Below are 24,412 nucleotides of genomic sequence, written 5' to 3' on the forward strand. Positions count from 1 at the left end.
AACGCTGTTCTGTGTTTTGATGATACAGAACAGCGTTTTTTATTATAATACTTTCGATAAAAACTCTTTGAGCCGGGGATGCTGCGGATTTGCGAAGAACTCCTGCGGCGTATTCTCCTCCTGAATATTTCCCTCGTTGATAAAGATCACGCGGGTTGCCACTTCTCTTGCAAAACCCATTTCATGTGTTACGACAACCATCGTCATGCCTGATTCAGCAAGTTCCTTCATAATTTCAAGAACCTCCCCTACCATTTCCGGGTCGAGTGCGGAGGTCGGCTCGTCAAACAGCATGACATCCGGGTTCATCGCAAGGGCGCGTGCAATGGCGATTCGCTGTTTCTGACCGCCGGAAAGGCTTCCCGGGTAAGCATCTGCTTTATCCGGCAGTCCAACGCGGTTTAAGAGCTCCAACGCTTTTTTCGCTGCTTCTTCCGGTGTCATCAGCTTTAATGTCACCGGGGCGAGCATGATATTTTCCTTGACGGTTTTATGCGGAAACAGGTTGAACTGCTGAAATACCATTCCAATTCTCTGTCGTACATGGTCGATATCGGTTTCCGGCGCCGTGATGTCAACGCCCTCGAAATAAATTTTTCCGCCGGTTGGAATTTCCAGACGGTTTAAGGAACGCAGAAAGGTCGATTTTCCGGAACCGGAAGGACCGATGACAGCGACAACCTCTCCCTGATGGATCTCTGTACTGATCCCGTCCAGAACCTTATTATCCTCGAAGCTCTTCTGCAGATTTTCAACTTTGATTAATACTTTTTCATTAGTGGTCACTCTTACGCAGTCTCCTTTCCAGTTTTCCCATGAAATAGGTCAGAATCATAACAAGAATCAGATAAAAAATCGCTGCGGAAAGAAGCGGAACCAGTGCATCGTACGTACGGCTCTGTACCAGGGTCGCTGCCTTTGTAATATCAATGGTTCCGATATAGCCGATGATGGCAGTCTCTTTTAACAGCACGATCATCTCATTAATCAGCGCCGGAAGAACATTTTTAAACGCCTGCGGAATGATGATGAGACGCATGGTCTGTGCAGAATTTAAGCCAAGGCTTCGTCCTGCTTCCGTCTGTCCTTTGTCCACAGACATAATTCCGGAACGGAAAATCTCAGCAACGTATGCACCGGAATTGATACCAAATGCGATTCCGCCGATCACGATATTGTTCAGGTTTACGGTTGCAAAAATAACCGAATAGAAAAACAGGATCTGAATCATGGACGGCGTTCCGCGGATGATCGTCAGATAGACGCGCGCAACGATGTTCAGAAGTTTTAATTTACCGGTCTGCTCGTGTGTCGAGCGGATCAGTGCGATAAGAAGTCCGAGCACAACACCGATGCACAGCGCAAGCACCGTGACAAGCAGTGTCGTCTTCAGACCGGTCAGCCACCATTCTGTAGCACCATTGTCTACAAAGTAGCGGTTGAACTGATGATGTAAATTTTCCATATGACACATCTCTCCTTTGTGTTTTTAACTGCGGGATCTGCAACCGGCAGTTTCCTTACAGCGCAATCGAAAAACGAACGGCCGCGCCTTTTGTCTGGCGGACAGCCGCTCGTTTCTATCCCCTGATTCCAGATTGCCCCGTACTTCGTACTCTCGCAGTCCTTATCACTATGTTATTACTTTCTGACGATGACAACCTGTGTTGCATCTGCATAAGTATCCGTGAAATCAACGCTTTCTTCCCGTTCTGGAGTAACGGTCATTCCGGCTGCGCCGAAGTCTGCTTTTCCACTGTTGACAGATGCAAGGATGGTTTCAAATGACATATCCTCGATTTTCAGCTCATAACCAAGCTTGTCGCAGATTGCCTTGGAAATGTCGGCATCGATACCAACGATATCATTTCCCTCTTTGTACTCCCACGGCTCGAACTCAGCGTTGGTTGCCATGGTAAGCGTTCCGTTGGAACGGTCCACGTCTGCCGGGGACTCATACGGATGCTGGCCGACTTCATCACCAATGTAGTTGCTCATGATCTCATCAAGAGTTCCGTCCTCTTTCAGCTCTGCCAATGCAGTGTTGAACTCGTCTCTTAACTCATTTCCTTTTTTGAAGCACATCGCGTACTCTTCGGTATCAAAAATGCCTTCTACAATTTTCAGATCATCGTTTGCTGCAACGAATTTTTCTGCCGGCAGGGAATCGATGACAACACAGTCAATCTTTCCGTTTTTCAGTGCCTGAATAGCATCGGCGCCTTTGTTGTAACGCTGCATCTGGGAATCTGCATTAACGGCATCGCTCGCCTGAGAATCACCTGTTGTTCCGGTCTGTACACCAATCTTCAGATCTGCCAGATCCTCTACGGATGTTACTTCTACTTTCTTTGCGGTAGATGCAGAACTTCCGCAGCCTGCCATCGAAACAGCAAACAAAACGGACATTGCAAGTGCTGTTGCTTTTTTTGCAAAATTCATTTTCATAATAATCTCCTTCTCTCCTCATGTAATGTATATTTATTCACTTTCCCTTATTATAACAGCATCTTTCTGAAATGCAAGGAAAAACGGAAAAAAAGCAACAGAAATACAAAAGACAGCCCGGGGGTTCTTCCATGGCTGTCTTTCCGTTTTTGTATTCAGTCCGTATTTTTTCCGTCTGCTGCTGTGCAGCGCAGGATCCGCTGAATGCTCTTTTCCGATAAAGCATATTCCTCTGAGAGTTCGGAAACTCTGCTTCCGTTTTGATGTTTCTCGCAAATTTCCCGGCACCGGATGCTCCTTTGCCCATTCCTAGGCTTCCACACTGCTCCCGAAGAGCTTTAAGGCTTCCATCCCTTCCAGTCCCTCTGTATTTGTTCGTCGTCTACACAAATGATGTTCATCTGGTATCTCTCCTGCCTTGTCCTGTTCTAATTGCTTTTCATCCATTCTTCATAAATGGAGGCACTGTATCCCTGTTTCTTTTTACTCTGATACATTGCCCGGTCCGCCTTTCTGTACAGCTGGTCAAAAGAAACTTCTTCCGATGCCTCGCAGAAACAGGCACCCAGGCTGATTTCTATCTGCTTCCCCTTCATTTCCGCAATCGTAATCTGGCTGATGTTATAAAAAAGTCTTTCGAAAAATCTCTCTGCCGCCGCTTTCTCCCGCATTTCCGGCATAAAGACTGCAAACTCGTCACCCCCGAGGCGCAGAACTACGTCCTTGTCCCGGCAGGATTTCTGCATCGTCTCTGCAACGGCGATAATAACCTTATCCCCTGTCGAGTGTCCATACGTATCGTTGATTGTTTTGAATTTGTCACAATCAATCAGGCAAAGCAGACCTCCTGTTTTTTCCTGCAGCAGATGGGAAATCTGTCTTTCCCCGCTTCCACGGTTATACAATCCCGTCATAAGATCCGTCTGTGCCAGATAAATCAAGCGGTTCTCACGTTTTTTCTCTTCTTCGATACACTCAATACAAAACAGCACATGCAGAAGCCTTCCATTTTCATCGTAATCAACAGGAATGAATCTGCTCCGGCACCAGCCTGTTTTTTTATCGATAAATTCGTGTATGATACTGTTTTTTCCGGCGAGCCGCTCTTCCAGCGTATTGAGATCGATAAATGCAGCAGTTTCTTCCAGTTGTGATTCCATGCACATTTTCTCTGCCATGCACTTCGCATGCCCGCCAAAATCGTCTATGATCTCATATTCCCCCATTTGGGCTGCACTCTGCGATGTTGTCTTTACAATATGATATTTCTGCGTCTGCACATTAATATAAAAATTGCTGCAAGGGCAATCCATTCAGCAAGATCTATCACATTCAAACCAGATAGTTACTCACATACACAATACCTCTTTCCAGACTCCCCGGACCTCCGCGGAATGCCCACGCTGCGGCATCACTCGCCAGAAGAACGGCACAGGAAAGCTGCATCAGAAGCATCCGGTATTTTTTCTTTTTCTGATCCATATCCCTGCTCAAAACCATACAGAGGGCCGCAATATTTGTTTTGTCCTTCCTAAAACAGCAAAAGAAAACCCTCTCATACCGCCTTTCTCTGCGTATATGAGAGGGTTCCTGTTCTTACGCCTGTCCCAGTACGTGGTCGGAAATTCTTCCGTAGACGGAGATCAGGTAGAGGCCGCAGATGCCGACAACCGCGTAGATGATGCGGCTCAGCCACGTCATGTTTCCGAAGATCAGGGCGACGAGGTCGAGACGGAAGAATCCGATCAAGCCCCAGTTGACGGCTCCGATGATTGCAACGGTGAGTGCGGTGTAATCCAGTCCTTTCATGTAAAGAAACCTCCTTTTTCCGGATTTTGTATCGTCTTTTTATCTCTTCCGGTTTCTTTATAAAGAATTTCCCAAAAGGAGGCAGATTATGCATTTTCTTTGATTTTTCGGGCAGAAAAATGGAGACCATTTCCAGGCCTCCATTCGTGCAATTTTGTTTTCTTTATTCAGACAGCAGCTTCTGCAGCAGCTCTCCTGCTGCTGCCGGGTTGGCTTTACCTTTCATTTCTTTCATGACCTGGCCGACCAGAAATCCGAGGACTTTTGTCTTTCCGGATTTGTACTGCTCTACCGGGCCAGGGTTGTTTTCCAGAACTTTTCTCGTGGTTTCTTCCAGAAGGCCGGTGTCGTTTACGGTTTTCAATCCGTGCTCCTCGACGTATGCTTCCGGATCGACATCCTCTGCAAAGATCTGCTCAAATACCTCTTTTGCCACCTGGTTATTGACCGATCCGGCTTCTGCCAGTTCGATCAGGGATGCCAGATGCTTTGGTGAAAACTGCAGATCCTCCGGCTCCTGGCCGTTCTCCTTTAAGAGACGTAAGGTCTCGCCCATCAGCCAGTTTGCCACTTTTTTCGGTTTGCCGCAGAGCGCCGTCGTCTCCTCAAAGAGATCGGACAGCTTCTTGGAACCGGTCAGAATGCCCGCATCGTACTGCGGCAGTCCGTACTGCTCCACGTAGCGTGCCTGTTTTTCCGGCTGGAATTCCGGCATGGATTTCACAATGCGGTCGATCCACTCGTCGGAAATGTGCACCGGCGGCAGATCCGGGTCCGGGAAGTAGCGGTAATCCTTCGCATCCTCTTTCGAACGCATCGCGTAGGAATACTCTTTGTTGTCGTCCCAGCGGCGGGTCTCCTGGACAACGGCTTTTCCTTCCTCGATCAGCTCGATCTGTCTTGCACGCTCTCCCTCGATCGCTCTTCCGATTGCCTTAAAGGAGTTCAGGTTCTTCATTTCGGTACGTGTTCCGAATTTCTCACTTCCAACCTCACGGACCGAAAGGTTGACATCGGCACGCATCGAGCCCTCCTGCAGTTTGCAGTCGGATGCGCCGAGATACTGAATCATCATACGCAGTTTTTCCAGATAAGCGATAACCTCTTCCGCAGAGCGCATATCCGGCTCGGATACAATCTCGATCAGCGGAACGCCGCTTCGGTTGTAGTCGACGAGTGAGCAATCCTCCCACTCATCGTGGATCAGCTTTCCGGCATCCTCCTCCATGTGGATCTCATGAATGCCGATTTTCTTCTTTCCCGCTGCGGTGTCAATCTCGACATATCCATCGTGGCAGATCGGCAGATACAGCTGGGAAATCTGATAGTTCTGCGGGTTGTCCGGGTAGAAATAGTTCTTCCGGTCGAATTTGCAGAGCTGGTTGATTTTGCAGTTTGCAGCCAGTCCGACGCGCAGGGCGTAATCGACAACCTTCTTATTTAATACCGGAAGGGATCCCGGCATACCGGTGCAGACCGGGCAGGTGTGGGTGTTCGGCGCACCGCCGAATGCGGTAGAGCAGCCGCAAAAAATTTTTGTTCTCGTCGCAAGCTCCACATGTACTTCAAGTCCGATGACGGTTTCATACTGTTTTGACATTGTTTTGCTTCCTCCTTACCATTTTTCTGGCTGCCCGAATGCACCGCGTGCCTGCTCATAGGTGTATGCTGCACGGAACAGTTTTTTCTCTGAGAAACAGTCTCCGATAAGCTGCATGCCGATCGGAAGCCCCTTGTCATCCATGCCGCACGGAACGGTGATGCCCGGAAGGCCGGCGAGGTTGACCGATACGGTGTAAATGTCGCCCAGATACATCTGTAAAGGATCCGAAAGCGAATCGCCAAGACGCGGTGCGGTCGATGGTGCTGCCGGGCTTAAAATCATATCGTATTTTTCAAATGCGCGGTCAAACTCTTTTTTAATCAGGGCTTTCGTGCGCAGTGCTTTCAGATAATACGCATCGTAGTAACCGGAGCTTAAGACGAAGCTTCCCAGCATAATCCGTCGTTTCACCTCCGGACCGAAGCCCTCAGAACGGCTCTTCTTATACATATCGTGGAGTCCTTCGTACTCTTTGGCACGGAAGCCGTATTTCACGCCGTCGAAGCGTTCCAGGTTGGAGCTTGCCTCAGCGGATGCAATAACGTAGTAAGCCGGAATGGCATAATCAATGAGGTCGAGATCGAAATACTCTACTTCTGCTCCGCGTGCCTTCAGGACATCGGCAGCTTTTAAAATGGATTCCTTCACCTGCGGATCCAGGCCTTCGCCGAAGCAGCTGTTCGGAATACCGATTTTCAGATCGGAGACATCTTCTTTTAAAGCGCTCATGAAATCGTAATCGTCGCGTTTCATCGATGTCGCATCTTTTGCATCATACGAAGCGACCGTCTGCAGCAGTGCTGCACAGTCTGTCACATCCTTTGCGACCGGTCCGATCTGGTCAAGGGAGGAACCATAAGCGATCAGTCCGTAACGGGAAACGGTGCCGTACGTCGGTTTCATGCCGGTTACGCCGCAGAAGGAACTCGGCTGACGGATCGATCCGCCGGTATCGGAGCCAAGTGCCATCGGTACTTCTCCTGCTGCAACGGCTGCGCAGGAACCGCCGGAGGAACCGCCTGGAACGTGTTCGGTGTTCCATGGATTTTTCGTCACGCCGTACGCGGAAGTCTCTGTCGTACTTCCCATCGCAAACTCATCCATGTTTGTCTTTCCGATGATAACGGCTCCCGCCTCTTCGAGCCGTGTGATAACCTCTGCATCGTACGTCGGAACAAAGTTCTGCAGGATCTTTGATGCACACGTCGTCGCAAGACCTTTCGTACAGATGTTGTCCTTGACCGCAATCGGAACGCCGGCCAGCGGACCGGTGAGCTCTCCTGCGTCAATTTTCTTCTGCACTTCTGCCGCGCGTGCTCTTGCACCCTTTTCATCCACAAGAAGGAATGCGTGAATTGATTCTTCCGATGCTTTGACTGCCGCAAGAGACGCTTCTACAGCGTCCGCTACAGTGATCTTTCCTTCTTTGATTGCGGCAGAAAGCTGTACTGCTGTCATATCTTTGATTTCCATATCAATCTCCTCCTGCTATTCTACCGTTTTCGGAACCTTGTACTGGCCCTCTTTGACTTCCGGTGCATTGGTAAGCATTGCATCGCGGTCGTCGCCATTGGTTACTTCATCCTCGCGGAATACATTTCCCATCTCGAAAATGTGGGTCATCGGCTCGACCTTGCTGGTGTCGAGCTCGTTTAATTTATCTACATAATCCAGCATCTTCTGCATATCCTGCCGTGCGGATTCTTTTTCCTCATCCTTTAATTCCAGCTTTGCCAGGATGCCGACATATTCCATCGTTTCATCTGAAATCACATTTGCCATTTCACTCATTCTCCTTTTTCATTTTCCAGCAGGATCCGCTTACGGCTCCAGTCTTGTAAGATCACGCGGGAACAGCGTTGTCTCGCGGACGTTGTCCTCACCGATCAGCTTCATGGTTAGACGCTCCAGACCGATGCCAAGACCTCCGTGCGGCGGCATACCGTGTTTGAAAGCACTTAAATACTGCTCCATGCCCTCTTCTGTCATGCCGCGGGCTGCGATCTTTTCAGAGAGCATCTTGTAATCGTGGATACGCTGGCCTCCGGTTGTAATCTCCAGACCGTGGAACAGCAGGTCGAAGCTCTTTGTGTATCTCTTATCCTCCGGGTCGTCCATCGCATAGAACGGTCTCTTTTTCGACGGATATTCGGTGACGAATACGAAGTCTGCATCGTACTCCTCTTTGAAATACTGGCCGATCAGAAGCTCCTCCTCTGGCTCAAGGTCGAACGGGTTGCGGATCTTTCGGTTGTATTTCTCGGCTACCAGCTCTTTCGCTTTCGTGAACGGTACAGTTGGGATTTCTTCTGTCTTTGGAAGCATAACTTTCAGGATCTCCAGCTCTTTTGCGTAATCCTCTTTAAGAAGCTCCACCATGTACTGTAAAAATCCGGTTTCCATTGCCATGATGTCGGTGTAATCCTCGATGTAGCCCATCTCAAAGTCAAGGCTGGTATACTCGTTCAGATGACGTTTCGTGTTGTGTTTCTCTGCACGGAAAACCGGTCCGACTTCAAAGACACGGTCAAACACGCCGACAAGCATCTGTTTGTAGAACTGCGGGCTCTGTGCCAGGACAGCCGGGCGGTGGAAATATTCCAACTTGAAGATGTTTGCGCCGCCTTCAGCGCCTTTCGCGCCGATCTTCGGTGTATGGATTTCGGTGAATCCCTGGGAATGAAGGAAATCACGGAACGCCCGTACCACGCCTTCCTGGATGCGGAATTTTGCACGCTCTCTGACGTTTCGAAGAGCGATCGGCCGCATGTTCAGCATTGCTTCAAGGGAGGTGTTCATTTTCCATTTGTTGACTGCGAGCGGCATTGGCTCGGTCGGCTCGGAAAGAACGGTGATGGTCTGCAGCCTGACTTCGACGCCGCCCGGTGCGCGGTCCTCTTTTTTGACCGTTCCGGTTACGGCAACTGCCGATTCCTCTTTCAGATCTTTCAGCGGGAAGTCAACACTTCCTTCTTCGTACACACACTGAACGAGTCCCTCGCTCTTTCTTAAGATGACAAAGGCAACCTCGCCCATGTCACGGATGATGTGTACGGCTCCTTCGAGTTTTACTTCTGTGCCTTCCGGTATCTCCAGCAGAGTTTTTACGGAGATGTCTTCTTTTTTCTTTACGCCTGTCATAAATTCCATGTCTTGTTCTCCTCTCTTTCTCGCCTGTCCCGGATTGCTTTTTCAAATAAAAAAGTCCCGGAACAGTTTTTTAACTACTGTTCCGGGACGGGATATTTTATGTTCCCGCGGTACCACCCGCATTGCGTTTTTCTCTCCGGTTTTCCGAGGGAAAACGCCCACTCATTTATACTTAACGCGTATCACGGATCTGCCTACTTGATTTCCTGTTCGGATCTCATGTTCAGCAGACCGGCTCCGGAATGTTCCCCATTGTATGTTTCCTCCATGCTGATGCTCTCAGTCGGTGACATCGGCTTCCTGTCAGATTCCGCATACGGAGTTTCCTTCACTGCCTTTTTCATACTGTGCATTATAGCACAGCAGTTTTGCATTTGTAAACACCTAATTTTTACGGATTTCATATAAATTCTAATGCATTTTTCATGAATTTTATCTATACAAAATTATTTTTTCGCGTGTTTATAAAATTGCGCAGAAATTCCGTTTTATTGGTATTTCGCACACAATTTACAGTTTTTTGATTCTCTCCACTGCCTCCACTGTATTCTCATACGTACCGAATGCAGTCAGACGGAAGTAGCCTTCTCCGCTCGGGCCGAAGCCTGATCCTGGTGTTCCGACTACGTTTGCGTCTGCAAGCAGGTGATCAAAGAACTCCCAGGAAGTCATATTTCCCGGTGTTTTCAGCCAGATATACGGAGCGTTGACGCCGCCGGATACGGTGTAGCCTGCGCCTTTTAATCCGTCGTAGATGACTTTTGCGTTCTTCATGTAGTAAGCAACCTGCTCTTTTAACTGTGCTTTTCCTTCCGGAGAGTAAACAGCCTCGCCGGCTCTCTGGATGATGTACGGAGCTCCGTTGTATTTCGTTCCGTGACGGCGTGCCCACAGGCTGTGCAGAGTCACATCGCCGGATTTGATGTCTTTCGGGATAACGGTGAATCCAAGACGCATACCGGTAAAGCCTGCGTTCTTGGAGAAGCTGCGCATTTCGATGGCACATGTTCTTGCACCCTCGCACTCATAGATGGAATGCGGAATGTCTTTTTCTGAGATATATGCCTCGTATGCAGCATCATACAGGATGATGGCTCCTACTTTATTTGCATAATCAACCCATTTCTGCAGCTCGGCTTTGGAAACCATAGCGCCGGTCGGGTTGTTCGGGAAGCACAGATAAATCAGATCCGGGGTTTCTTTCGGGAGCTCCGGGGTGAAGTTGTTTTCTGCGGTACACGGCATGTAAATCACATTCGTGAAACGCTCGGTTGCTGCGTCGTAGTCACCGGCACGGCCTGCCATTACGTTGGAGTCTACATAAACCGGATAAACCGGGTCGCATACAGCGATCTTGTTGTCCAGGCTGAAGATCTCCTGAATGTTGCTACAGTCGCATTTTGCGCCGTCCGATACAAAAATTTCATCAGATGAGATATCGCATCCTCTGTCCTGATAATCATTTTTTGCGATGGTATCGCGAAGGAAAGCATATCCAAGATCTGGTGCATATCCGTGGAAGGTCTCTGCGTGTCCCATCTCATCCACTGCTCCGTGCAGCTTTTCAATGATCGCCGGTGCGATCGGCTGGGTTACGTCGCCGATTCCAAGACGGATGATTTTCGCGTCCGGATTTGCCTCGGTGTAAGCTGCAACTTTTTTTGCAATGGTGGAAAACAGATAGCTTCCCGGCAATTTCAGATAATTGTCATTGATTTTGAACATTATTATGTCGCTCCTTTTCACTTTTTCTTACTCTGTCAAAAGCGTCAGCACCATCTGTGCCGTTTCAACCAGATTGGTGCCGCTGTCCATGCTGCATTTCTGCATGTAGCGATGGGCCTCCGACTCGGTCATGTGATTTCGTTCGATCAGAAGGCTTTTTGCACGATCGATGATGTGCTGTTCCTCGGCGCTGCGCACCTTGGGCTTTGCCCGCTCTTTCTTTCTGCGCCGTGCCGCACTCTGCAGCATCATCTCCAGTGTATTAACCAGCTCGTACACGGAAAGCGGCATCGTAACCGCCATGATTCCGGTTCCCTCCACCGCACTTAATGCGCGGCTCGATGCAATCAGAAGCATCTGGAAGCCGGACGGCATACACTCATTCAGATCCGTAAAAAACATATCCGGGAGCTTGTAGCCGCAGATGACGATACCGCCGTTTAAGTTGTTCATCTCTCCGAGCGCCGCTGCCGCTGTCGAACAGACAGCATCGATTTCATATCCTCTTTTTGCCAGAATATCCCGGATGCGCTTTCCATCTTCTATTTTGGGAAGTACTATCACTATGCTGCTCATGCATTTTCAGGCCCCTTCGTCGTCTAAATACGGTACAGATATTTCTCGGTCTCCCAGTCGGATACCTGACGGAGATACTCATGCCACTCTTCTTCTTTGGCATTGATATATCCATTCACAAATTCCTGGCCGAGTACCTGACACAGAAAATCGTCTTTCTTTAACTCTGCGACCGCTTCTCCAAGGCTTCCCGGGAGAAGGGTGATCTGCATCGCGTTTCGTTCTTCTTCTGTCAGATCGGAAATATTGCGGTCCACCGGGGACGGCGGAACGATTTTCTGTTTGATACCGTCAAGTCCTGCTGCCATGCAGACAGCAAGTGCCAGGTACGGATTGGCTGCCGAATCCGGGCATCGAAGCTCAATGGCCATGATACCGTCTCCCGTCAGCGGAATGCGGATCAGCGGGCTTCTGTTCTTTGCAGACCATGCCACGTAGATCGGTGCACCGTATCCCGGTGTCAGACGTTTGTAGGAGTTTACAAGCGGATTGGTAATCGCTGCGATTCCGCTGATGTGTTTCATCAGTCCGCCCATAAAGTAATATGCCTCTTTGCTGAGCCCGTATTCATCGGATTTGTCGGCAAACACATCTTTTCCCTCCTGAAACAGGGAGAAGGAAAGATGAAGACCCGATCCGTGAACTCCGGTTTTTGGTTTTGGCATAAAGGTTGCGTGAAGACCATGACGTTTTGCAATCGTACGGATAGCAAATTTGGCAGTCATCAGCTGATCTGCCGTCCGAAGTGCTGCAGCCGGACAGAAATCCAGTTCGTGCTGGCCTGCCGCTACCTCGTGGAAGGAAGACTCAACGTCGATTCCCATTTCTTCGAGAGTCAGCACCATATCGCGCCGCGCGTTTTCTCCCAGGTCCAGCGGTCCAAGATCCAGATAACCGCCTTTGTCGTGCGTTACACTCGTTGCTCCGCCGTCCTCATCGGTGTGGAACAGGAAAAATTCACACTCCGGTGAGATTTCAAACTCATAACCCATCGCTTTCGCTTCGGAAATTACCTTCTGAAGGATGGTTCGGGAACTCTTTGCATAAAGATTCCCCTCTCTATCATACACATCACAGATCAATCTTGCAACCTTTCCTTGCTGCGGACGCCACGGAAGTATTGCAAAGGTGTCGAGATCCGGGTGCAGAAACATGTCTGCTTCCTCGATGGTGACAAATCCTTCGAACGAAGAGCCATCGAAAACGCACTGATTATTCAGGGCTTTTTCCAGCTGTCCGGCGGTGATGGCCATATTTTTCATCATTCCAAACATATCGGTAAACTGCAGGCGGATAAATTCAACATCTTCTTCCTCCGCCATCTGAAGGATCGCTTCCTTCGTATACTTTGCCATATCGATTCTCTCCTTTATCAAAGACGATTCTAAACGAAAAGGGTGTTTTCACGCGGCAGGGCAGAAAGACACCTTGCGTAAAAACACCCTTGTTTTGGGCATATTATAGCAGTTTTTCGCGTGTTTTGTCAAGAAAAACTTAGAGATTCGTGTATCCCATCAGGGATTCATCGACTGCCTTTGCTGCCTCGCGTCCCTCGCGGATCGCCCATACGACCAGGGACTGGCCGCGGTGCATATCGCCTGCGGTGAAGACATTTTCTTTTGTTGTCTGGTATTTTCCGTCATCTGTCTTCACGTTGGTGCGCTGGTTGACTTCCACTTTAAATGCATCGGTCACATATTTCTGGGATCCTAAAAAGCCTGCTGCAATAAGAACGAGATCTGCCGGGAGAATCTCTTCGGTTCCCTCAACCGGAACCATCATCATGCGGCCGGATTTCTCATCTTTTTTCGGTGTCAGTTTTACGGTCTTGATCTGGCAGACTTCACCTTTTTTGTTTTTGATAAATTCCGTTACGGTTGTCTGGTAAATCCGCGGATCATGGCCGAATACGGCGATTGCCTCTTCCTGGCCGTAATCCGTCTTGCAGATCTTCGGCCACTCCGGCCACGGATTGTTCTCGGCACGCTGATCCGGTGCTTTCGGCATCATCTCAAGCTGTGTCACAGATTTGGCACCGAGACGGATGGAAGTTCCGACACAGTCATTACCGGTGTCGCCGCCTCCGATGACAACAACGTGTTTGCCCTTGGCATCGATGTAGGCATGATCCTCAAAATTGGAATCCAGAAGACTCTTCGTTACGGAAGTCAGGAAATCGACAGCAAAGTAGATGCCCTTTGCATCTCTTCCCTCTGCCTTGATATCTCTTGGATTTGCCGCACCGCAGCAGAGCAGGACACGGTCAAATTCTTTTAAGAGTTTGTCAGCTTTTACATCTTTTCCGATATCAGCATTCGTCACAAACTCGATGCCCTCGGCCTTCATCAGATCCACACGGCGGTCGATGACGCTCTTATCGAGTTTCATGTTCGGAATACCGTAGCGTAAAAGTCCGCCCACGCGGTCGCGGCGTTCAAAGACCGTAACAGAATGGCCGCGGCGGTTGAGCTGCATCGCTGCTGCAAGGCCGGAAGGACCGCTTCCTACAACGGCAACGCGTTTTCCGGTGCGCACTTTCGGCGGCTGCGGCGTAATCAGGCCGGTTGCCCATGCGTTTTCGATGATCGCGCGTTCATTTTCCTTCGTGCAGACCGGGTCTCCGTTTACGTTGCATGTACAGGCTGCTTCGCAGAGTGCCGGGCAGACACGGGAGGTAAATTCCGGAAAACAGTTTGTCTTGGTGAGGCGGCGGTATGCCTGCTCATAGTTTCCAAGATACACAAGGTCATTCCACTCCGGAACGAGGTTCTGCAGCGGACAGCCGGAGGCCATTCCCGCAATCATGGTTCCCGCCTGGCAGAACGGTACACCGCATGCCATACAGCGGGCAGCCTGCATCTGCTGTTCCTTTTTCGGGAGCTGCAGATGAAATTCCTTAAAGTTTTTGATACGCTCAAGCGGGGCAACGGTGTTTCCCGTCTTGCGCTGATATTCCATAAATCCAGTTGGCTTACCCATAATTCTTCTTCCTCCTACTTACGCATGCTTTCGTAAAATGCTTCAATCTGTGCCTGTTCGCTGCTAAGGCCCTTGTCTTCCATCTGGGCACTCAGCATCATCATGCGCTTATAGTCATTCGGAATGATCTTCTTGAATTTCGGCAGATATTCGTCAAAGTGTGTGAGAATTTCTTTACCTTTTTCAGAGCCGGTGTGTGCGACGTGTTTTTCAATCATGTTTTTCAGCTCTGCAATATCGTATTTGCTTTCTACCAGTTCAATCGAAATCATTTCCTTGTTCAAATTGCGGTACAGGTTGCTCTTTTCATCCAGGACATAAGCGATACCGCCGCTCATGCCGGCTGCAAAGTTCTTTCCGGTTGCGCCGAGGACAACGACACGGCCGCCGGTCATATACTCGCATCCATGCTCACCGACACCCTCGACAACGGCGTAAGCACCGGAGTTTCTGACACAGAAACGCTCTCCTGCGATACCGTTGATGTACGCCTCACCGCTCGTTGCGCCGTAGAGGGCAACGTTTCCGACGATGATGTTTTCTTCCGGTTTATACTTTCTTGCTTTCGGCGGGTAGACAACCAGTTTTCCGCCGGAGAGGCCTTTTCCGAAGTAATCGTTCGAATCGCCCTCAAGTTCCAGGGTCAGTCCTTTTGGAATAAATGCTCCGAAGCTCTGTCCGCCGGCACCCTTGCACTGTACGGTGTACGTATCCGGCTCCAGAGAGGTGCCGAATTTTCTGGTGATCTCGGCACCAAGAATCGTTCCCACGGTACGATCGGTGTTGGTGATCTCGACTTTGACGGTCTTCTTCTCTTTCTTATCCATTGCCGGACCGAATTTCTTTAAGAGTACCTTCTCATCCAGGGTTGCGCCAAGTTTGAAGTCGTAAACATCTTTCGGATCGAACGTTACCTTCTCGCCTGCTTTTGCAAACGGATTGTTCAGGATCTGGCTTAAGTCTACGCGGTCTGCGTGCTCGTTCGTCACTTTATCATTTCTCTTTAAGAGGTCGGAACGGCCGACCATCTCGTCAACGGTGCGGAAGCCAAGTTTTGCCATGTATTCCCGCATCTCTTCTGCGATGAAGTGCATGAAGTTGATGACGTACTCCGGTTTGCCGCGGAAACGTTTGCGCAGCTCCGGGTTCTGGGTTGCAATACCCATCGGGCAGGTATCGAGGTTGCAGACACGCATCATAACGCATCCCATCGTTACAAGCGGTGCGGTCGCAAAACCGAATTCCTCGGCGCCAAGGAGTGCTGCAATCACAACGTCACGGCCGCTCATCAGCTTACCATCAGTCTCGATCATGACACGGTTGCGGAGGCCGTTTTTGATCAGCGTCTGATGGGTCTCGGCAAGGCCTAACTCCCATGGAAGTCCTGCATTGTGGATGGAACTTCTCGGTGCTGCTCCCGTTCCTCCATCATATCCGGAAATCAGGATAACCTGTGCTCCGGCTTTTGCAACACCTGCTGCGACAGTACCAACACCTGCTTCGGATACCAGTTTAACGGAGATTCTTGCATTCACATTCGAGTTTTTCAGGTCATAAATCAGCTGTGCAAGGTCCTCGATGGAGTAGATGTCGTGGTGCGGCGGCGGGGAAATCAGGGATACACCCGGTGTGGAGTGACGTGTTTTTGCAATCCACGGGTAAACCTTTCCGGCCGGTAAGTGGCCGCCCTCGCCCGGTTTTGCACCCTGGGCCATCTTGATCTGGATCTCTTTTGCACTGACAAGGTATTTGCTGGTAACGCCGAATCTTCCCGATGCTACCTGTTTGATCGCGGAGCATCTCTCCGGGGATTCGAGACGGTCATCACTCTCACCGCCCTCACCAGTGTTGGATTTTCCATGCAGACGGTTCATGGCAATTGCCAGTGTCTCATGTGCCTCCTGGGAAATAGAACCGTAGGACATCGCACCTGTTTTGAATCGTTTTACGATAGAATCTACGCTCTCAACTTCTTCGAGCGGAACGCCCTGCTCCGGATAATCGAAGTCCATCAGGCTCCGCAGATAGCCGCTCTCCTCGCTGTCGACCATTGCTGTGTACTCTTTGAACATCTTGTAGTCGCCGCGTCTTGTGGACTCCTGCAGTGTATGAATGGTGCGCGGATTGTAGCGGTGCTCCTCGCCCTGGCTTCTCGATTTATGACGGCCGATACTGTCCAGTGTCAGATCGGTAGACAGCTCCAGCGGATCGAATGCCTGGGAATGACGCTCATCGACATCTTTTGCAATGTCTTCCAAGGTAATACCGCCGACACGGCTGACCGTACCGGTGAAGTATTTGTCGATGACATCTGCTGAGATACCGATGGCCTCGAAGATCTGGGAACCCTGATACGACTGGATCGTGGAGATACCCATCTTCGCTGCGATTTTTACGATACCAGAGATGACTGCGTGGTTGTAATCTTCAACGGCTGCGTAGTAATCTTTCTTGATCATACCCTCTTCGATCAGCTCATGGATCGTGTCGAGTGCCAGATACGGGTTGATTGCGCAGGCACCGTAGCCGAGCAGTGTTGCGAAATGGTGCACCTCGCGCGGCTCGCCGGACTCCAGAATAATCGCAAGAGAAGTTCTCTTTTTCGTTTTTACCAGATGCTGATGAACCGCAGATACAGCCAGGAGGGATGGAATCGCCACATGGTTCTCATCGACACCGCGGTCAGAGAGAATCAGGATGTTGGCTCCTGCCCGGTGTGCACGGTCAACCTCGACGAAAAGGCGGTCCATCGCACGGTCAAGCGGTGCGCTCTTGTAGTAGGTGATCGGAACGGTCACTGCCTTGAAGCCTTCGACTTTCATGTTCTTGATCTTCAGCATATCGGTATTGGTCAGGATCGGATTGTTGATCTTTAATACCTGGCAGTTCTTCGGCTCCTCCTCAAGCAGGTTTCCGTCACGTCCGACGTAAACGCTTGTGGAAGTTACGATCTCCTCACGGATGCAGTCGATCGGCGGGTTCGTTACCTGTGCGAAGAGCTGTTTGAAATAGTTGAACAGCGGCTGATGCTCATGGGAGAGAACGGCAAGCGGGGTATCGATACCCATCGAAGCGGTTGCCTCGACACCGTTTAATGCCATCTTTCCGATGGAGGAACGGTACTCCTCGTAGGTGTAGCCGAACGCTTTCTGCAGGCGCATCCGCTCTTCTTTCGTGTACTCTTCGACCGGCAGATTCGGGATTTTGATATCCTTTAACTGTACCAGATAACTGTCGAGCCATTCGCCGTACGGCTGTTTCTTTGCGTAATATTCTTTGACTTCCTCATCGTTTAAGACTTTTCCCTGTACGGTGTTGACGAGAAGCATCTTGCCCGGATGGAGACGCTCTTTTAAGACGATTTTTTCTTCCGGAACTTCCAGAACACCGACCTCAGAGGAGAGGATCAGAAATCCATCGTTAGTGATGTAGTAACGGGAAGGACGAAGACCGTTGCGGTCAAGCACTGCTCCCATCACATCTCCGTCGGAGAACAGGATCGATGCCGGTCCGTCCCACGGCTCCATCATCGTTGCATAATACTGATAGAAATCACGTTTCTCCTGGGAAATCGTATCGTTGTTTGCCCATGGCTCCGGGATCGTGATCATGACAGCCAGCGGAAGATCCATACCGCTCATGGTCAGGAACTCGAGTGTATTGTCGAGCATCGCGGAGTCAGAACCCTGTGTGTTGACAACCGGCAGCACTTTATGAAGTTCATCCTGCAGCATCGGGGAAGACATCGTCTCCTCACGGGCCAGCATCTTGTCAGCATTTCCGCGGATGGTGTTGATCTCACCGTTGTGTACGATGAAACGGTTCGGATGTGCTCTTTCCCAGCTCGGGTTGGTGTTTGTACTGAACCGTGAATGCACCATGGCGATGGCAGATTCATAATCTGTATCCTGCAGATCACGGAAGAAAGTGCGGAGCTGTCCTACGAGGAACATACCTTTGTATACGATGGTACGGCTGGAAAGGGATGGCACATAGGTGTTGTCGTTGCTCTGTTCGAAAACACGGCGTACGACGTACAGACGACGGTCGAAAGCGATTCCCTTTTCCACATCCTCCGGTTTTTTGATGAATGCCTGCATGATGTAAGGCATACACTCTCTTGCCTTATGGCCGAGAACTTCCGGAACGGTCGGCACGGTTCTCCATCCAAGGAGTTCCAGTCCCTCTTTTTCCACGATGATCTCAAACATCTTTTTTGCCTGGTTCCGTTTCAGCTCATTTTGTGGGAAGAAGAATACGCCGACGCCGTATTCCCGTTCTCCGCCTAATGAAAAACCGAGGGTCAAACAGGCTTTGGAAAAGAATTTGTGCGATATCTGCAACAAGATTCCTACTCCGTCTCCTGTTTTACCCTCGGCGTCTTTGCCGGCTCTATGTTCAAGATTTTCTACGATTTTTAATGCGTTTTCTACGGTCGCATGGGATTTTTCACCTTTGATGTTCACGACTGCTCCGATACCGCAGTTGTCGTGTTCAAAGGAAGAACGGTACAGCCCTTCTTCTCCCATGACACGCTCTTTACTCTGTGTCATACGGCTTCCCTTCCTTTACCTTTTCTTATTTTCGGTTCTCTTTTGTTTTCCAGAAAAGAATGGAGGGGAACATTTCATTCCCCGCCGTTCTTTTTGGATTGCCCTTACTATACTCTATTTTTTTCATCCTGTAAAGAGCAAATTTAATTTTTATATAATTTTTTACAATTTTTCTTTACTTTCTTAGGTTATTGCTGCATTTTACATAATTTTCTACACTTTCGATCCATTATTTCGCTGCATGGTACTCGGCTGCTGCTGCAATCAGGCCGCGGAACAGCGGATGCGGACGGTTCGGACGGGATTTGAACTCCGGATGTGCCTGCGTTGCGATGTAGAACGGATGATCTGAAAGTTCTACCATCTCAACGATTCTTCCGTCCGGAGAAACACCGGAGAGAACCATGCCGTTTTCGGTCAGTGCTTTCCGGAAATCGTTGTTTACTTCATAGCGGTGGCGGTGACGCTCGGAAATCTCTTTCTCACCGTACAGCTCCTGTGCCTTCGATCCGTCTGCCAGGACGCATGGATATGCGCCGAGACGTAACGTACCGCCGATATCCTCGATTCCATCCTGATCCGGCATCAGTGCGATCACCGGGTGCATGGTGTTCGGGTTCATCTCGATGCTGTGTGCGTCGTGGTAACCGAGAACGTTTCTTGCATATTCAACAATCGTCAGCTGCATGCCGAGGCAGAGGCCGAGGAACGGAATCTTGTTCTCTCTTGCATATCGAATCGCTGTGATCATGCCTTCGATACCGCGGTTTCCGAATCCGCCCGGTACCAGAACACCGTCCACATCGCTCAGATACTCTGCCACGTTCTCCTCGGTTACCAGCTCGGAATCCACCCATTTCAGGTGTACGTTTGCATGGCTTGCAATTCCGCCGTGTTTTAATGCCTCAACAACGCTCAGGTATGCATCATGCAGCTGGATATACTTTCCGACGAGCGCAATCGTCACCTCTTTGTTCGGATGGCGGAGTGCTTCTACCATATGGGTCCAGTCGGACAGATCCGGTTCCGGGCATGGAAGGTGAAGGCTCTCGCAGACAACCTGCGCCAGGTTCTCTTTCTCCATGGCAAGCGGAGCTTCATACAGATACTCCACGTCCAGGTTCTGCAGAACATGGCTTGACGGAACGTTGCAGAACAGAGCAATTTTATCTTTGATCTCAGTGGTCAGCGGATGCTCGGACCGACATACGATGACATCCGGCTGAATACCGATTCCCTGCAGCTCTTTTACGCTCGCCTGCGTCGGTTTTGTTTTCATTTCACCGGAAGCTTTCAGATATGGAATCAGGGTAACGTGGATCAGAATGGCGTTCTCGTGTCCGACGTCATGCTGGAACTGGCGGATTGCCTCCAAAAACGGCTGGCTCTCGATATCGCCGACGGTTCCGCCGACCTCAATGATGGCAATACGCTCCTCGTCTACTTCTTTTCCGCGGTAGAAACGGCTCTTGATTTCGTTTGTAATGTGCGGAATGACCTGTACGGTGCCTCCGCCGAAATCACCGTGGCGTTCTTTCTGCAGAACAGACCAGTATACTTTTCCGGTCGTCACGTTGGAATTTTTATCCAGGCTCTCGTCGATGAAACGCTCGTAGTGGCCGAGATCGAGGTCTGTCTCTGTGCCGTCATCGGTAACGAAAACCTCGCCGTGCTGAATCGGGTTCATCGTACCCGGGTCAACGTTGATGTACGGGTCAAATTTCTGCATCGTCACTTTGTATCCTCGGGCTTTTAAAAGCCGTCCAAGGGACGCCGCCGTGATTCCCTTTCCAAGGCCAGAGACTACTCCGCCTGTCACAAAGACATATTTTACTGCCATATTGATTTCCTCCTGTTTTTCTCTTCTGATATTTTCTTTTCCGTCACAAGTTTCTCTAAAAGGAAATGTCGCCTGCCGGCGACATCTCTATGATGAAAGCCAGTTACTCCGCGCCTGCGTCGCTCCCGTAACTGCTGACAACATTCGTAATCCGGGCTATCGCCCTACTTACTCATGTCGTCTTGCCCGGCCAATATCTATGAATTCGCTCATGCAAGCATGGCTCATCCATAGCTGCTGTCCGGGGCTTTCATTCAAAATCAAAAACGATTATAACACATCTCGAATTTCCTGCAACTTTTTTTTACTATTTTTTATTATTTTCGACATTTTCCACGAAATCCTAAATTTCTGCACCATATTTTATACATATCACGATTTTCTTGACATCATCCGCAAAAATGAGTATGATAATCAATGTTTTTAAAACATGCAGGTCTACAACTGAAAAAAGGAGAATACCTATGCAGCCATCGTCAAACAATTGTTATGATACCGGTCTCCGGGAGGAATGTGGTGTTTTCGGCATTTACGATCTGGATGGTGCCGACGTCAGTCCTTCGATCTACTATGGCCTTTCCGCCCTGCAGCACAGAGGACAAGAGTCCTGCGGAATTGCCGTCTCTGACACCAGCGGTCCAAAGGGCCATGTGAAATCCTACAAAGGCCTTGGCCTTGTCAACGAAGTTTTCAAAGAATCCAAATTAGAAGAGCTGTCCGGCAATATCGGCATCGGCCATGTCCGGTACTCTACCACCGGTTCCACTACCGTAGAGAATGCACAGCCGCTCGTTCTGAATTATCTGAAAGGCTCCCTCGCCCTTGCGCACAACGGAAATCTGGTCAACGCTATGGAACTGCGCGAGCAGATGGAAAACACCGGCGCAATTTTTCACACTTCGATTGACTCTGAAATCATCGCCTACGGCATTGCGCGGGAACGCGTTCATTCCAAAACGGTAGAAGAAGCGATTCTGCGCACGGTAAAAGAAATCCGCGGCGCCTATGCCCTTGTCATCATGAGCCCGAGAAAACTCATCGGCGTGCGCGACCCATATGGCTTAAAACCGCTCTGCATCGGAAAGCGGGACAACGCCTGGGTTCTCGCCTCGGAAAGCTGCGCCCTCACTTCGATCGGCGCTGAATTCGTCCGCGATGTCGCTCCGGGAGAAATTGTAACGTTTGACAAAACCGGAAATCTGAAATCCGAATTTATGCCGGTTGACGTAAAAAAAGCGCATTGTATTTTTGAATATATTTATTTTGCCCGCCTCGACAGCAAAATAGACAACATCAGTGTCTATGAAGCCAGAATCCGCGGCGGCGCAACGCTTGCAAAGACCTATCCGGTTGACGCAGATCTTGTCTGCGGCGTTCCGGACTCCGGGCTTGCCTCCGCAAAAGGCTATTCCGAAGAATCCGGCATTCCGTTCGGTCTTGCCTTCCACAAAAACAGCTATGTCGGCCGTACCTTTATCAAACCGACACAAAAGGAACGGGAATCCAGCGTAAAAATCAAGCTGAGTGTTCTGGAATCCGTCGTAAAAGGAAAACGAATTGTCCTCGTTGACGATTCCATTGTCCGCGGAACAACGATTTCGAATCTGATTACGATGCTGCGAAAAGCCGGTGCGACCGAGGTTCATGTCCGTATCAGTTCCCCGCCGTTCCTGTATCCATGCTATTTTGGAACCGATGTGCCTTCCAACAAGCAGTTGATCGCAAGCTCCCATTCCACCGAGGAAATCCGCCAGCAGATCGGAGCGGACTCCCTGGGCTACATGCCGATCGAAGAGCTCCAGAACATGGTCGGTGACCTGCCGATCTGTCGTGCATGCTTCGACAGTCATTATCCGATGGAAGTACCAAAGCAGGATATCAGCGCTCTTCTGGAAAACTGATTTCGTTTTCTTTCCCCTTACCGTGCAGATCTTGCACCCGGTAGGGGGATTTCTTTTTTGAGCATGCATACTTTTCTGTATGGTTTGCATACAATACCTTCAAAAACAAAGGATCTCTTTATGGATCTTACGGACATCATCTATTCCAACGATTACATCAACATTCTGATTCAGAATTACGTGGCACAGTCCGAGCGGTACCAGATGCTCTTTCCGGAATCCAGTGCCCTTCTTACACTGAATTCGCAGTATTCCGTTCTCTTTCTCGAGCGCAGCCTGCTCCCGGAAAATCTCTTTGGTGAAATTCTTTTTACCGGACTCCCGAAACTTTTCACGCCGCTTTCCACCCTCTCTTTAGAAGTCTCCGGCATTGTACAGACGCAGAATCTCTACGGCGGCGGGTATACCGGCAAAAATGTAATCCTGGGTTTTCTGGACACCGGCATCGATTACCGCCACCCCGCCTTTCTGCGCAGCAACGGCCAGAGCCGGATTCTTTCCATCTGGGATCAGACCGACCGCACAGGCACACCGCCGCCGCAGTTTCCCTATGGCAGTCTCTACGAAAAGTCAGACCTTGACGATGCGCTTCGAAGCCGGGATCCTCTTTCTGTCGTTCCGGTCACGGATCCAGACGGACACGGAACATACGTCGCCGGAGTCGCTGGCGGTACTCCGAATGCGTCCGCCGGCTTTCTCGGTGCTGCACCGGAAGCCGATTTCGCTGTTGTTAAGTTAAAACCGGCGAAACAGAATCTGAAAGACTTTTATCTTGTCTCCACCAATGCTCCCGTCTTTGAAGAAGATGATCTTCTCTCTGCGATGCGTTTTCTAAACGAAGTCGCAGCCAGGGAGGGAAAACCACTGGTCATCTGTCTGGCACTTGGAACAAATCAGGGAAGTCATTCCGGAACCCTTCCCATCGCTCTGACGCTGGCGCGCTACGGAAATACGCCGGGCATTATTCCGGTCTGCGCCACCGGCAACGAGGGAAACGCCGCTCACCATTATTATGGCTCCGTATCCGAAAATGACTCCCCGAAAAATGTGGAGTTTCTCGTTTCCGAAGGCAGCCGCGGTTTTGTCCTGGAGTTCTGGGGACAGGTTCCGCAGCTTTTTTCCGTCGGATTCCGCTCTCCCGGCGGAGAAACGATTCCGCGGATTCCCGTCTCTTTGACTCAGGAACAGAGGATCACCTTTGTTCTGGAACGCACCGTCATCTACGTCAACTACGAAGTCGTTCAGACGACGACCGGCAGCCAGCTCATCCTGATCCGCATGCTGGATCCGACGCCCGGCATCTGGACACTTCAGGTTTACCGCGCCTTTCCTTCCCCTCCCGATTTCCACGTCTGGCTTCCGATTACCGGATTTTCCACTTCCGATGTGATCTTTCTGGAACCCGACCCGTACACGACACTGACGACACCCTCCGCCACCGTTCCCGTTCTGTCTCCCTCCACCTATCAGGCATCCAATAACAGTTTTTCACCGGAATCCGGACGCGGCTTTACCCGGCTTGGTGAAATCAAACCCGATTTTGCTTCCCCCGGGATTTCCGTCACCGGACCGGGACCGGCAGGCTCCTACGAAAACCGGAGCGGCGCAAGCGCGTCCGCTGCCATTACATCCGGTGCTGCCGCTCTCTTCCTACAATGGGGCATTCAACGCACCCCATCCCGCTATTTTACGGCGCAGGAGCTGAAAAACTATCTGATCCGCGGCGCTGGCCGAACTGATACCATTACTTATCCAAGCCGCGAGTGGGGATACGGAAGATTGCAGTTATATCAGAGCTTTCTAAGCCTTATGACAAACTGATTTTCCC

At 50.1% G+C, this 24,412-nt stretch carries 19 protein-coding genes; 2 read left to right on the top strand and 17 right to left on the bottom strand.

Going from position 1 to position 24,412, the window contains the following annotated elements; genetic code table 11:
- Window positions 1-42: 42 nt before the first annotated feature.
- From DWX00_RS01145 to DWX00_RS01220, 17 genes are all read right to left on the bottom strand, one after another.
- Window positions 43-786 carry an amino acid ABC transporter ATP-binding protein gene (locus DWX00_RS01145; RefSeq protein WP_118594491.1) on the bottom strand — a complete coding sequence of 248 codons (744 nt, stop codon included), beginning with the start codon at window positions 784-786 and terminating at the stop codon, window positions 43-45.
- Window positions 776-1,465 (bottom strand): amino acid ABC transporter permease, encoded by a 690-nt coding sequence (locus DWX00_RS01150; protein ID WP_117762276.1) that lies wholly within the window; start codon window positions 1,463-1,465, stop codon window positions 776-778. Before DWX00_RS01150 ends, DWX00_RS01145 begins: the two co-directional genes overlap by 11 nt.
- 176 nt (window positions 1,466-1,641) lie before the next feature.
- Window positions 1,642-2,442: a transporter substrate-binding domain-containing protein gene (locus DWX00_RS01155; protein ID WP_330411495.1), complete on the bottom strand. Its 801-nt coding sequence runs from the start codon at window positions 2,440-2,442 to the stop codon at window positions 1,642-1,644.
- Between the two features lie 434 nt (window positions 2,443-2,876).
- Window positions 2,877-3,674 (bottom strand): GGDEF domain-containing protein, encoded by a 798-nt coding sequence (locus DWX00_RS01165; RefSeq protein WP_243037557.1) that lies wholly within the window; start codon window positions 3,672-3,674, stop codon window positions 2,877-2,879.
- 106 nt (window positions 3,675-3,780) lie between these two features.
- Window positions 3,781-3,930 carry a hypothetical protein gene (locus DWX00_RS19525; RefSeq protein ID WP_158578723.1) on the bottom strand — a complete coding sequence of 50 codons (150 nt, stop codon included), beginning with the start codon at window positions 3,928-3,930 and terminating at the stop codon, window positions 3,781-3,783.
- 114 nt (window positions 3,931-4,044) lie between these two features.
- The gene (locus tag DWX00_RS01170) at window positions 4,045-4,257 is read right to left on the bottom strand and encodes a DUF378 domain-containing protein (protein ID WP_055228257.1); all 213 of its coding nucleotides are present in this window, start codon (window positions 4,255-4,257) and stop codon (window positions 4,045-4,047) included.
- 163 nt (window positions 4,258-4,420) lie between these two features.
- Complete coding sequence (gene gatB / locus DWX00_RS01175; protein ID WP_055228256.1) at window positions 4,421-5,857, bottom strand: Asp-tRNA(Asn)/Glu-tRNA(Gln) amidotransferase subunit GatB; 1,437 nt, start codon at window positions 5,855-5,857, stop codon at window positions 4,421-4,423.
- Window positions 5,858-5,872: 15 nt separating this feature from the next.
- On the bottom strand, window positions 5,873-7,333 hold the full coding sequence (gatA, locus tag DWX00_RS01180) for an Asp-tRNA(Asn)/Glu-tRNA(Gln) amidotransferase subunit GatA (protein ID WP_117805348.1): 1,461 nt from the start codon (window positions 7,331-7,333) through the stop codon (window positions 5,873-5,875).
- A 15-nt stretch (window positions 7,334-7,348) separates the two neighbouring features.
- Window positions 7,349-7,642 (bottom strand): Asp-tRNA(Asn)/Glu-tRNA(Gln) amidotransferase subunit GatC, encoded by a 294-nt coding sequence (gatC, locus tag DWX00_RS01185; RefSeq protein WP_055228254.1) that lies wholly within the window; start codon window positions 7,640-7,642, stop codon window positions 7,349-7,351.
- A 39-nt stretch (window positions 7,643-7,681) separates the two neighbouring features.
- Window positions 7,682-9,010: an aspartate--tRNA(Asn) ligase gene (aspS, locus tag DWX00_RS01190; protein WP_118594493.1), complete on the bottom strand. Its 1,329-nt coding sequence runs from the start codon at window positions 9,008-9,010 to the stop codon at window positions 7,682-7,684.
- Between the two features lie 194 nt (window positions 9,011-9,204).
- Window positions 9,205-9,354, bottom strand: coding sequence for a hypothetical protein (locus DWX00_RS19530; protein WP_158555021.1), 150 nt, complete (start codon window positions 9,352-9,354; stop codon window positions 9,205-9,207).
- 166 nt (window positions 9,355-9,520) lie between these two features.
- Window positions 9,521-10,735 (bottom strand): LL-diaminopimelate aminotransferase, encoded by a 1,215-nt coding sequence (locus tag DWX00_RS01195; RefSeq protein WP_022462353.1) that lies wholly within the window; start codon window positions 10,733-10,735, stop codon window positions 9,521-9,523.
- Between the two features lie 27 nt (window positions 10,736-10,762).
- Window positions 10,763-11,311 carry an ANTAR domain-containing response regulator gene (locus tag DWX00_RS01200; protein WP_022462354.1) on the bottom strand — a complete coding sequence of 183 codons (549 nt, stop codon included), beginning with the start codon at window positions 11,309-11,311 and terminating at the stop codon, window positions 10,763-10,765.
- A 23-nt stretch (window positions 11,312-11,334) separates the two neighbouring features.
- The gene (gene glnA, locus DWX00_RS01205; protein ID WP_117510183.1) at window positions 11,335-12,666 is read right to left on the bottom strand and encodes a type I glutamate--ammonia ligase; all 1,332 of its coding nucleotides are present in this window, start codon (window positions 12,664-12,666) and stop codon (window positions 11,335-11,337) included.
- Between the two features lie 139 nt (window positions 12,667-12,805).
- Window positions 12,806-14,290: a glutamate synthase subunit beta gene (locus tag DWX00_RS01210; RefSeq protein ID WP_022462356.1), complete on the bottom strand. Its 1,485-nt coding sequence runs from the start codon at window positions 14,288-14,290 to the stop codon at window positions 12,806-12,808.
- Window positions 14,291-14,304: 14 nt separating this feature from the next.
- On the bottom strand, window positions 14,305-18,843 hold the full coding sequence (gene gltB / locus DWX00_RS01215) for a glutamate synthase large subunit (RefSeq protein WP_118594494.1): 4,539 nt from the start codon (window positions 18,841-18,843) through the stop codon (window positions 14,305-14,307).
- A 229-nt stretch (window positions 18,844-19,072) separates the two neighbouring features.
- Window positions 19,073-20,683 (bottom strand): CTP synthase, encoded by a 1,611-nt coding sequence (locus tag DWX00_RS01220; RefSeq protein WP_022462358.1) that lies wholly within the window; start codon window positions 20,681-20,683, stop codon window positions 19,073-19,075.
- A gap of 464 nt (window positions 20,684-21,147) precedes the next feature.
- Between DWX00_RS01220 and purF the strand changes: the two genes are divergently transcribed.
- Both purF and DWX00_RS01230 read left to right on the top strand, forming a co-directional pair.
- The gene (gene purF / locus DWX00_RS01225; protein ID WP_118594495.1) at window positions 21,148-22,584 is read left to right on the top strand and encodes an amidophosphoribosyltransferase; all 1,437 of its coding nucleotides are present in this window, start codon (window positions 21,148-21,150) and stop codon (window positions 22,582-22,584) included.
- 120 nt (window positions 22,585-22,704) lie between these two features.
- Entirely contained in the window at window positions 22,705-24,405 is a 1,701-nt protein-coding gene (locus DWX00_RS01230) for a S8 family peptidase (RefSeq protein WP_158565941.1), read from the top strand.
- Window positions 24,406-24,412 lie beyond the last annotated feature (7 nt).

This window comes from Blautia sp. AF17-9LB (assembly GCF_003479185.1).
Lineage (GTDB): Bacteria > Bacillota > Clostridia > Lachnospirales > Lachnospiraceae > Fusicatenibacter > Fusicatenibacter saccharivorans.

What these genes read in the sequence shown, in the direction of transcription:
- DWX00_RS01150 (WP_117762276.1), bottom strand. Translation starts at nt 1,465, where the DNA reads ATGGAAAATTTACATCATCAGTTCAACCGCTACTTTGTAGACAATGGT.
- DWX00_RS01155 (WP_330411495.1), bottom strand. Translation starts at nt 2,442, where the DNA reads ATGAATTTTGCAAAAAAAGCAACAGCACTTGCAATGTCCGTTTTGTTT.
- DWX00_RS01165 (WP_243037557.1), bottom strand. Translation starts at nt 3,674, where the DNA reads ATGGGGGAATATGAGATCATAGACGATTTTGGCGGGCATGCGAAGTGC.
- DWX00_RS19525 (WP_158578723.1), bottom strand. Translation starts at nt 3,930, where the DNA reads ATGGATCAGAAAAAGAAAAAATACCGGATGCTTCTGATGCAGCTTTCC.
- DWX00_RS01170 (WP_055228257.1), bottom strand. Translation starts at nt 4,257, where the DNA reads ATGAAAGGACTGGATTACACCGCACTCACCGTTGCAATCATCGGAGCC.
- gatB (WP_055228256.1), bottom strand. Translation starts at nt 5,857, where the DNA reads ATGTCAAAACAGTATGAAACCGTCATCGGACTTGAAGTACATGTGGAG.
- gatA (WP_117805348.1), bottom strand. Translation starts at nt 7,333, where the DNA reads ATGGAAATCAAAGATATGACAGCAGTACAGCTTTCTGCCGCAATCAAA.
- gatC (WP_055228254.1), bottom strand. Translation starts at nt 7,642, where the DNA reads ATGGCAAATGTGATTTCAGATGAAACGATGGAATATGTCGGCATCCTG.
- aspS (WP_118594493.1), bottom strand. Translation starts at nt 9,010, where the DNA reads ATGGAATTTATGACAGGCGTAAAGAAAAAAGAAGACATCTCCGTAAAA.
- DWX00_RS19530 (WP_158555021.1), bottom strand. Translation starts at nt 9,354, where the DNA reads ATGAAAAAGGCAGTGAAGGAAACTCCGTATGCGGAATCTGACAGGAAG.
- DWX00_RS01195 (WP_022462353.1), bottom strand. Translation starts at nt 10,735, where the DNA reads ATGTTCAAAATCAATGACAATTATCTGAAATTGCCGGGAAGCTATCTG.
- DWX00_RS01200 (WP_022462354.1), bottom strand. Translation starts at nt 11,311, where the DNA reads ATGAGCAGCATAGTGATAGTACTTCCCAAAATAGAAGATGGAAAGCGC.
- glnA (WP_117510183.1), bottom strand. Translation starts at nt 12,666, where the DNA reads ATGGCAAAGTATACGAAGGAAGCGATCCTTCAGATGGCGGAGGAAGAA.
- DWX00_RS01210 (WP_022462356.1), bottom strand. Translation starts at nt 14,290, where the DNA reads ATGGGTAAGCCAACTGGATTTATGGAATATCAGCGCAAGACGGGAAAC.
- gltB (WP_118594494.1), bottom strand. Translation starts at nt 18,843, where the DNA reads ATGACACAGAGTAAAGAGCGTGTCATGGGAGAAGAAGGGCTGTACCGT.
- DWX00_RS01220 (WP_022462358.1), bottom strand. Translation starts at nt 20,683, where the DNA reads ATGGCAGTAAAATATGTCTTTGTGACAGGCGGAGTAGTCTCTGGCCTT.
- purF (WP_118594495.1), top strand. Translation starts at nt 21,148, where the DNA reads ATGCAGCCATCGTCAAACAATTGTTATGATACCGGTCTCCGGGAGGAA.
- DWX00_RS01230 (WP_158565941.1), top strand. Translation starts at nt 22,705, where the DNA reads ATGGATCTTACGGACATCATCTATTCCAACGATTACATCAACATTCTG.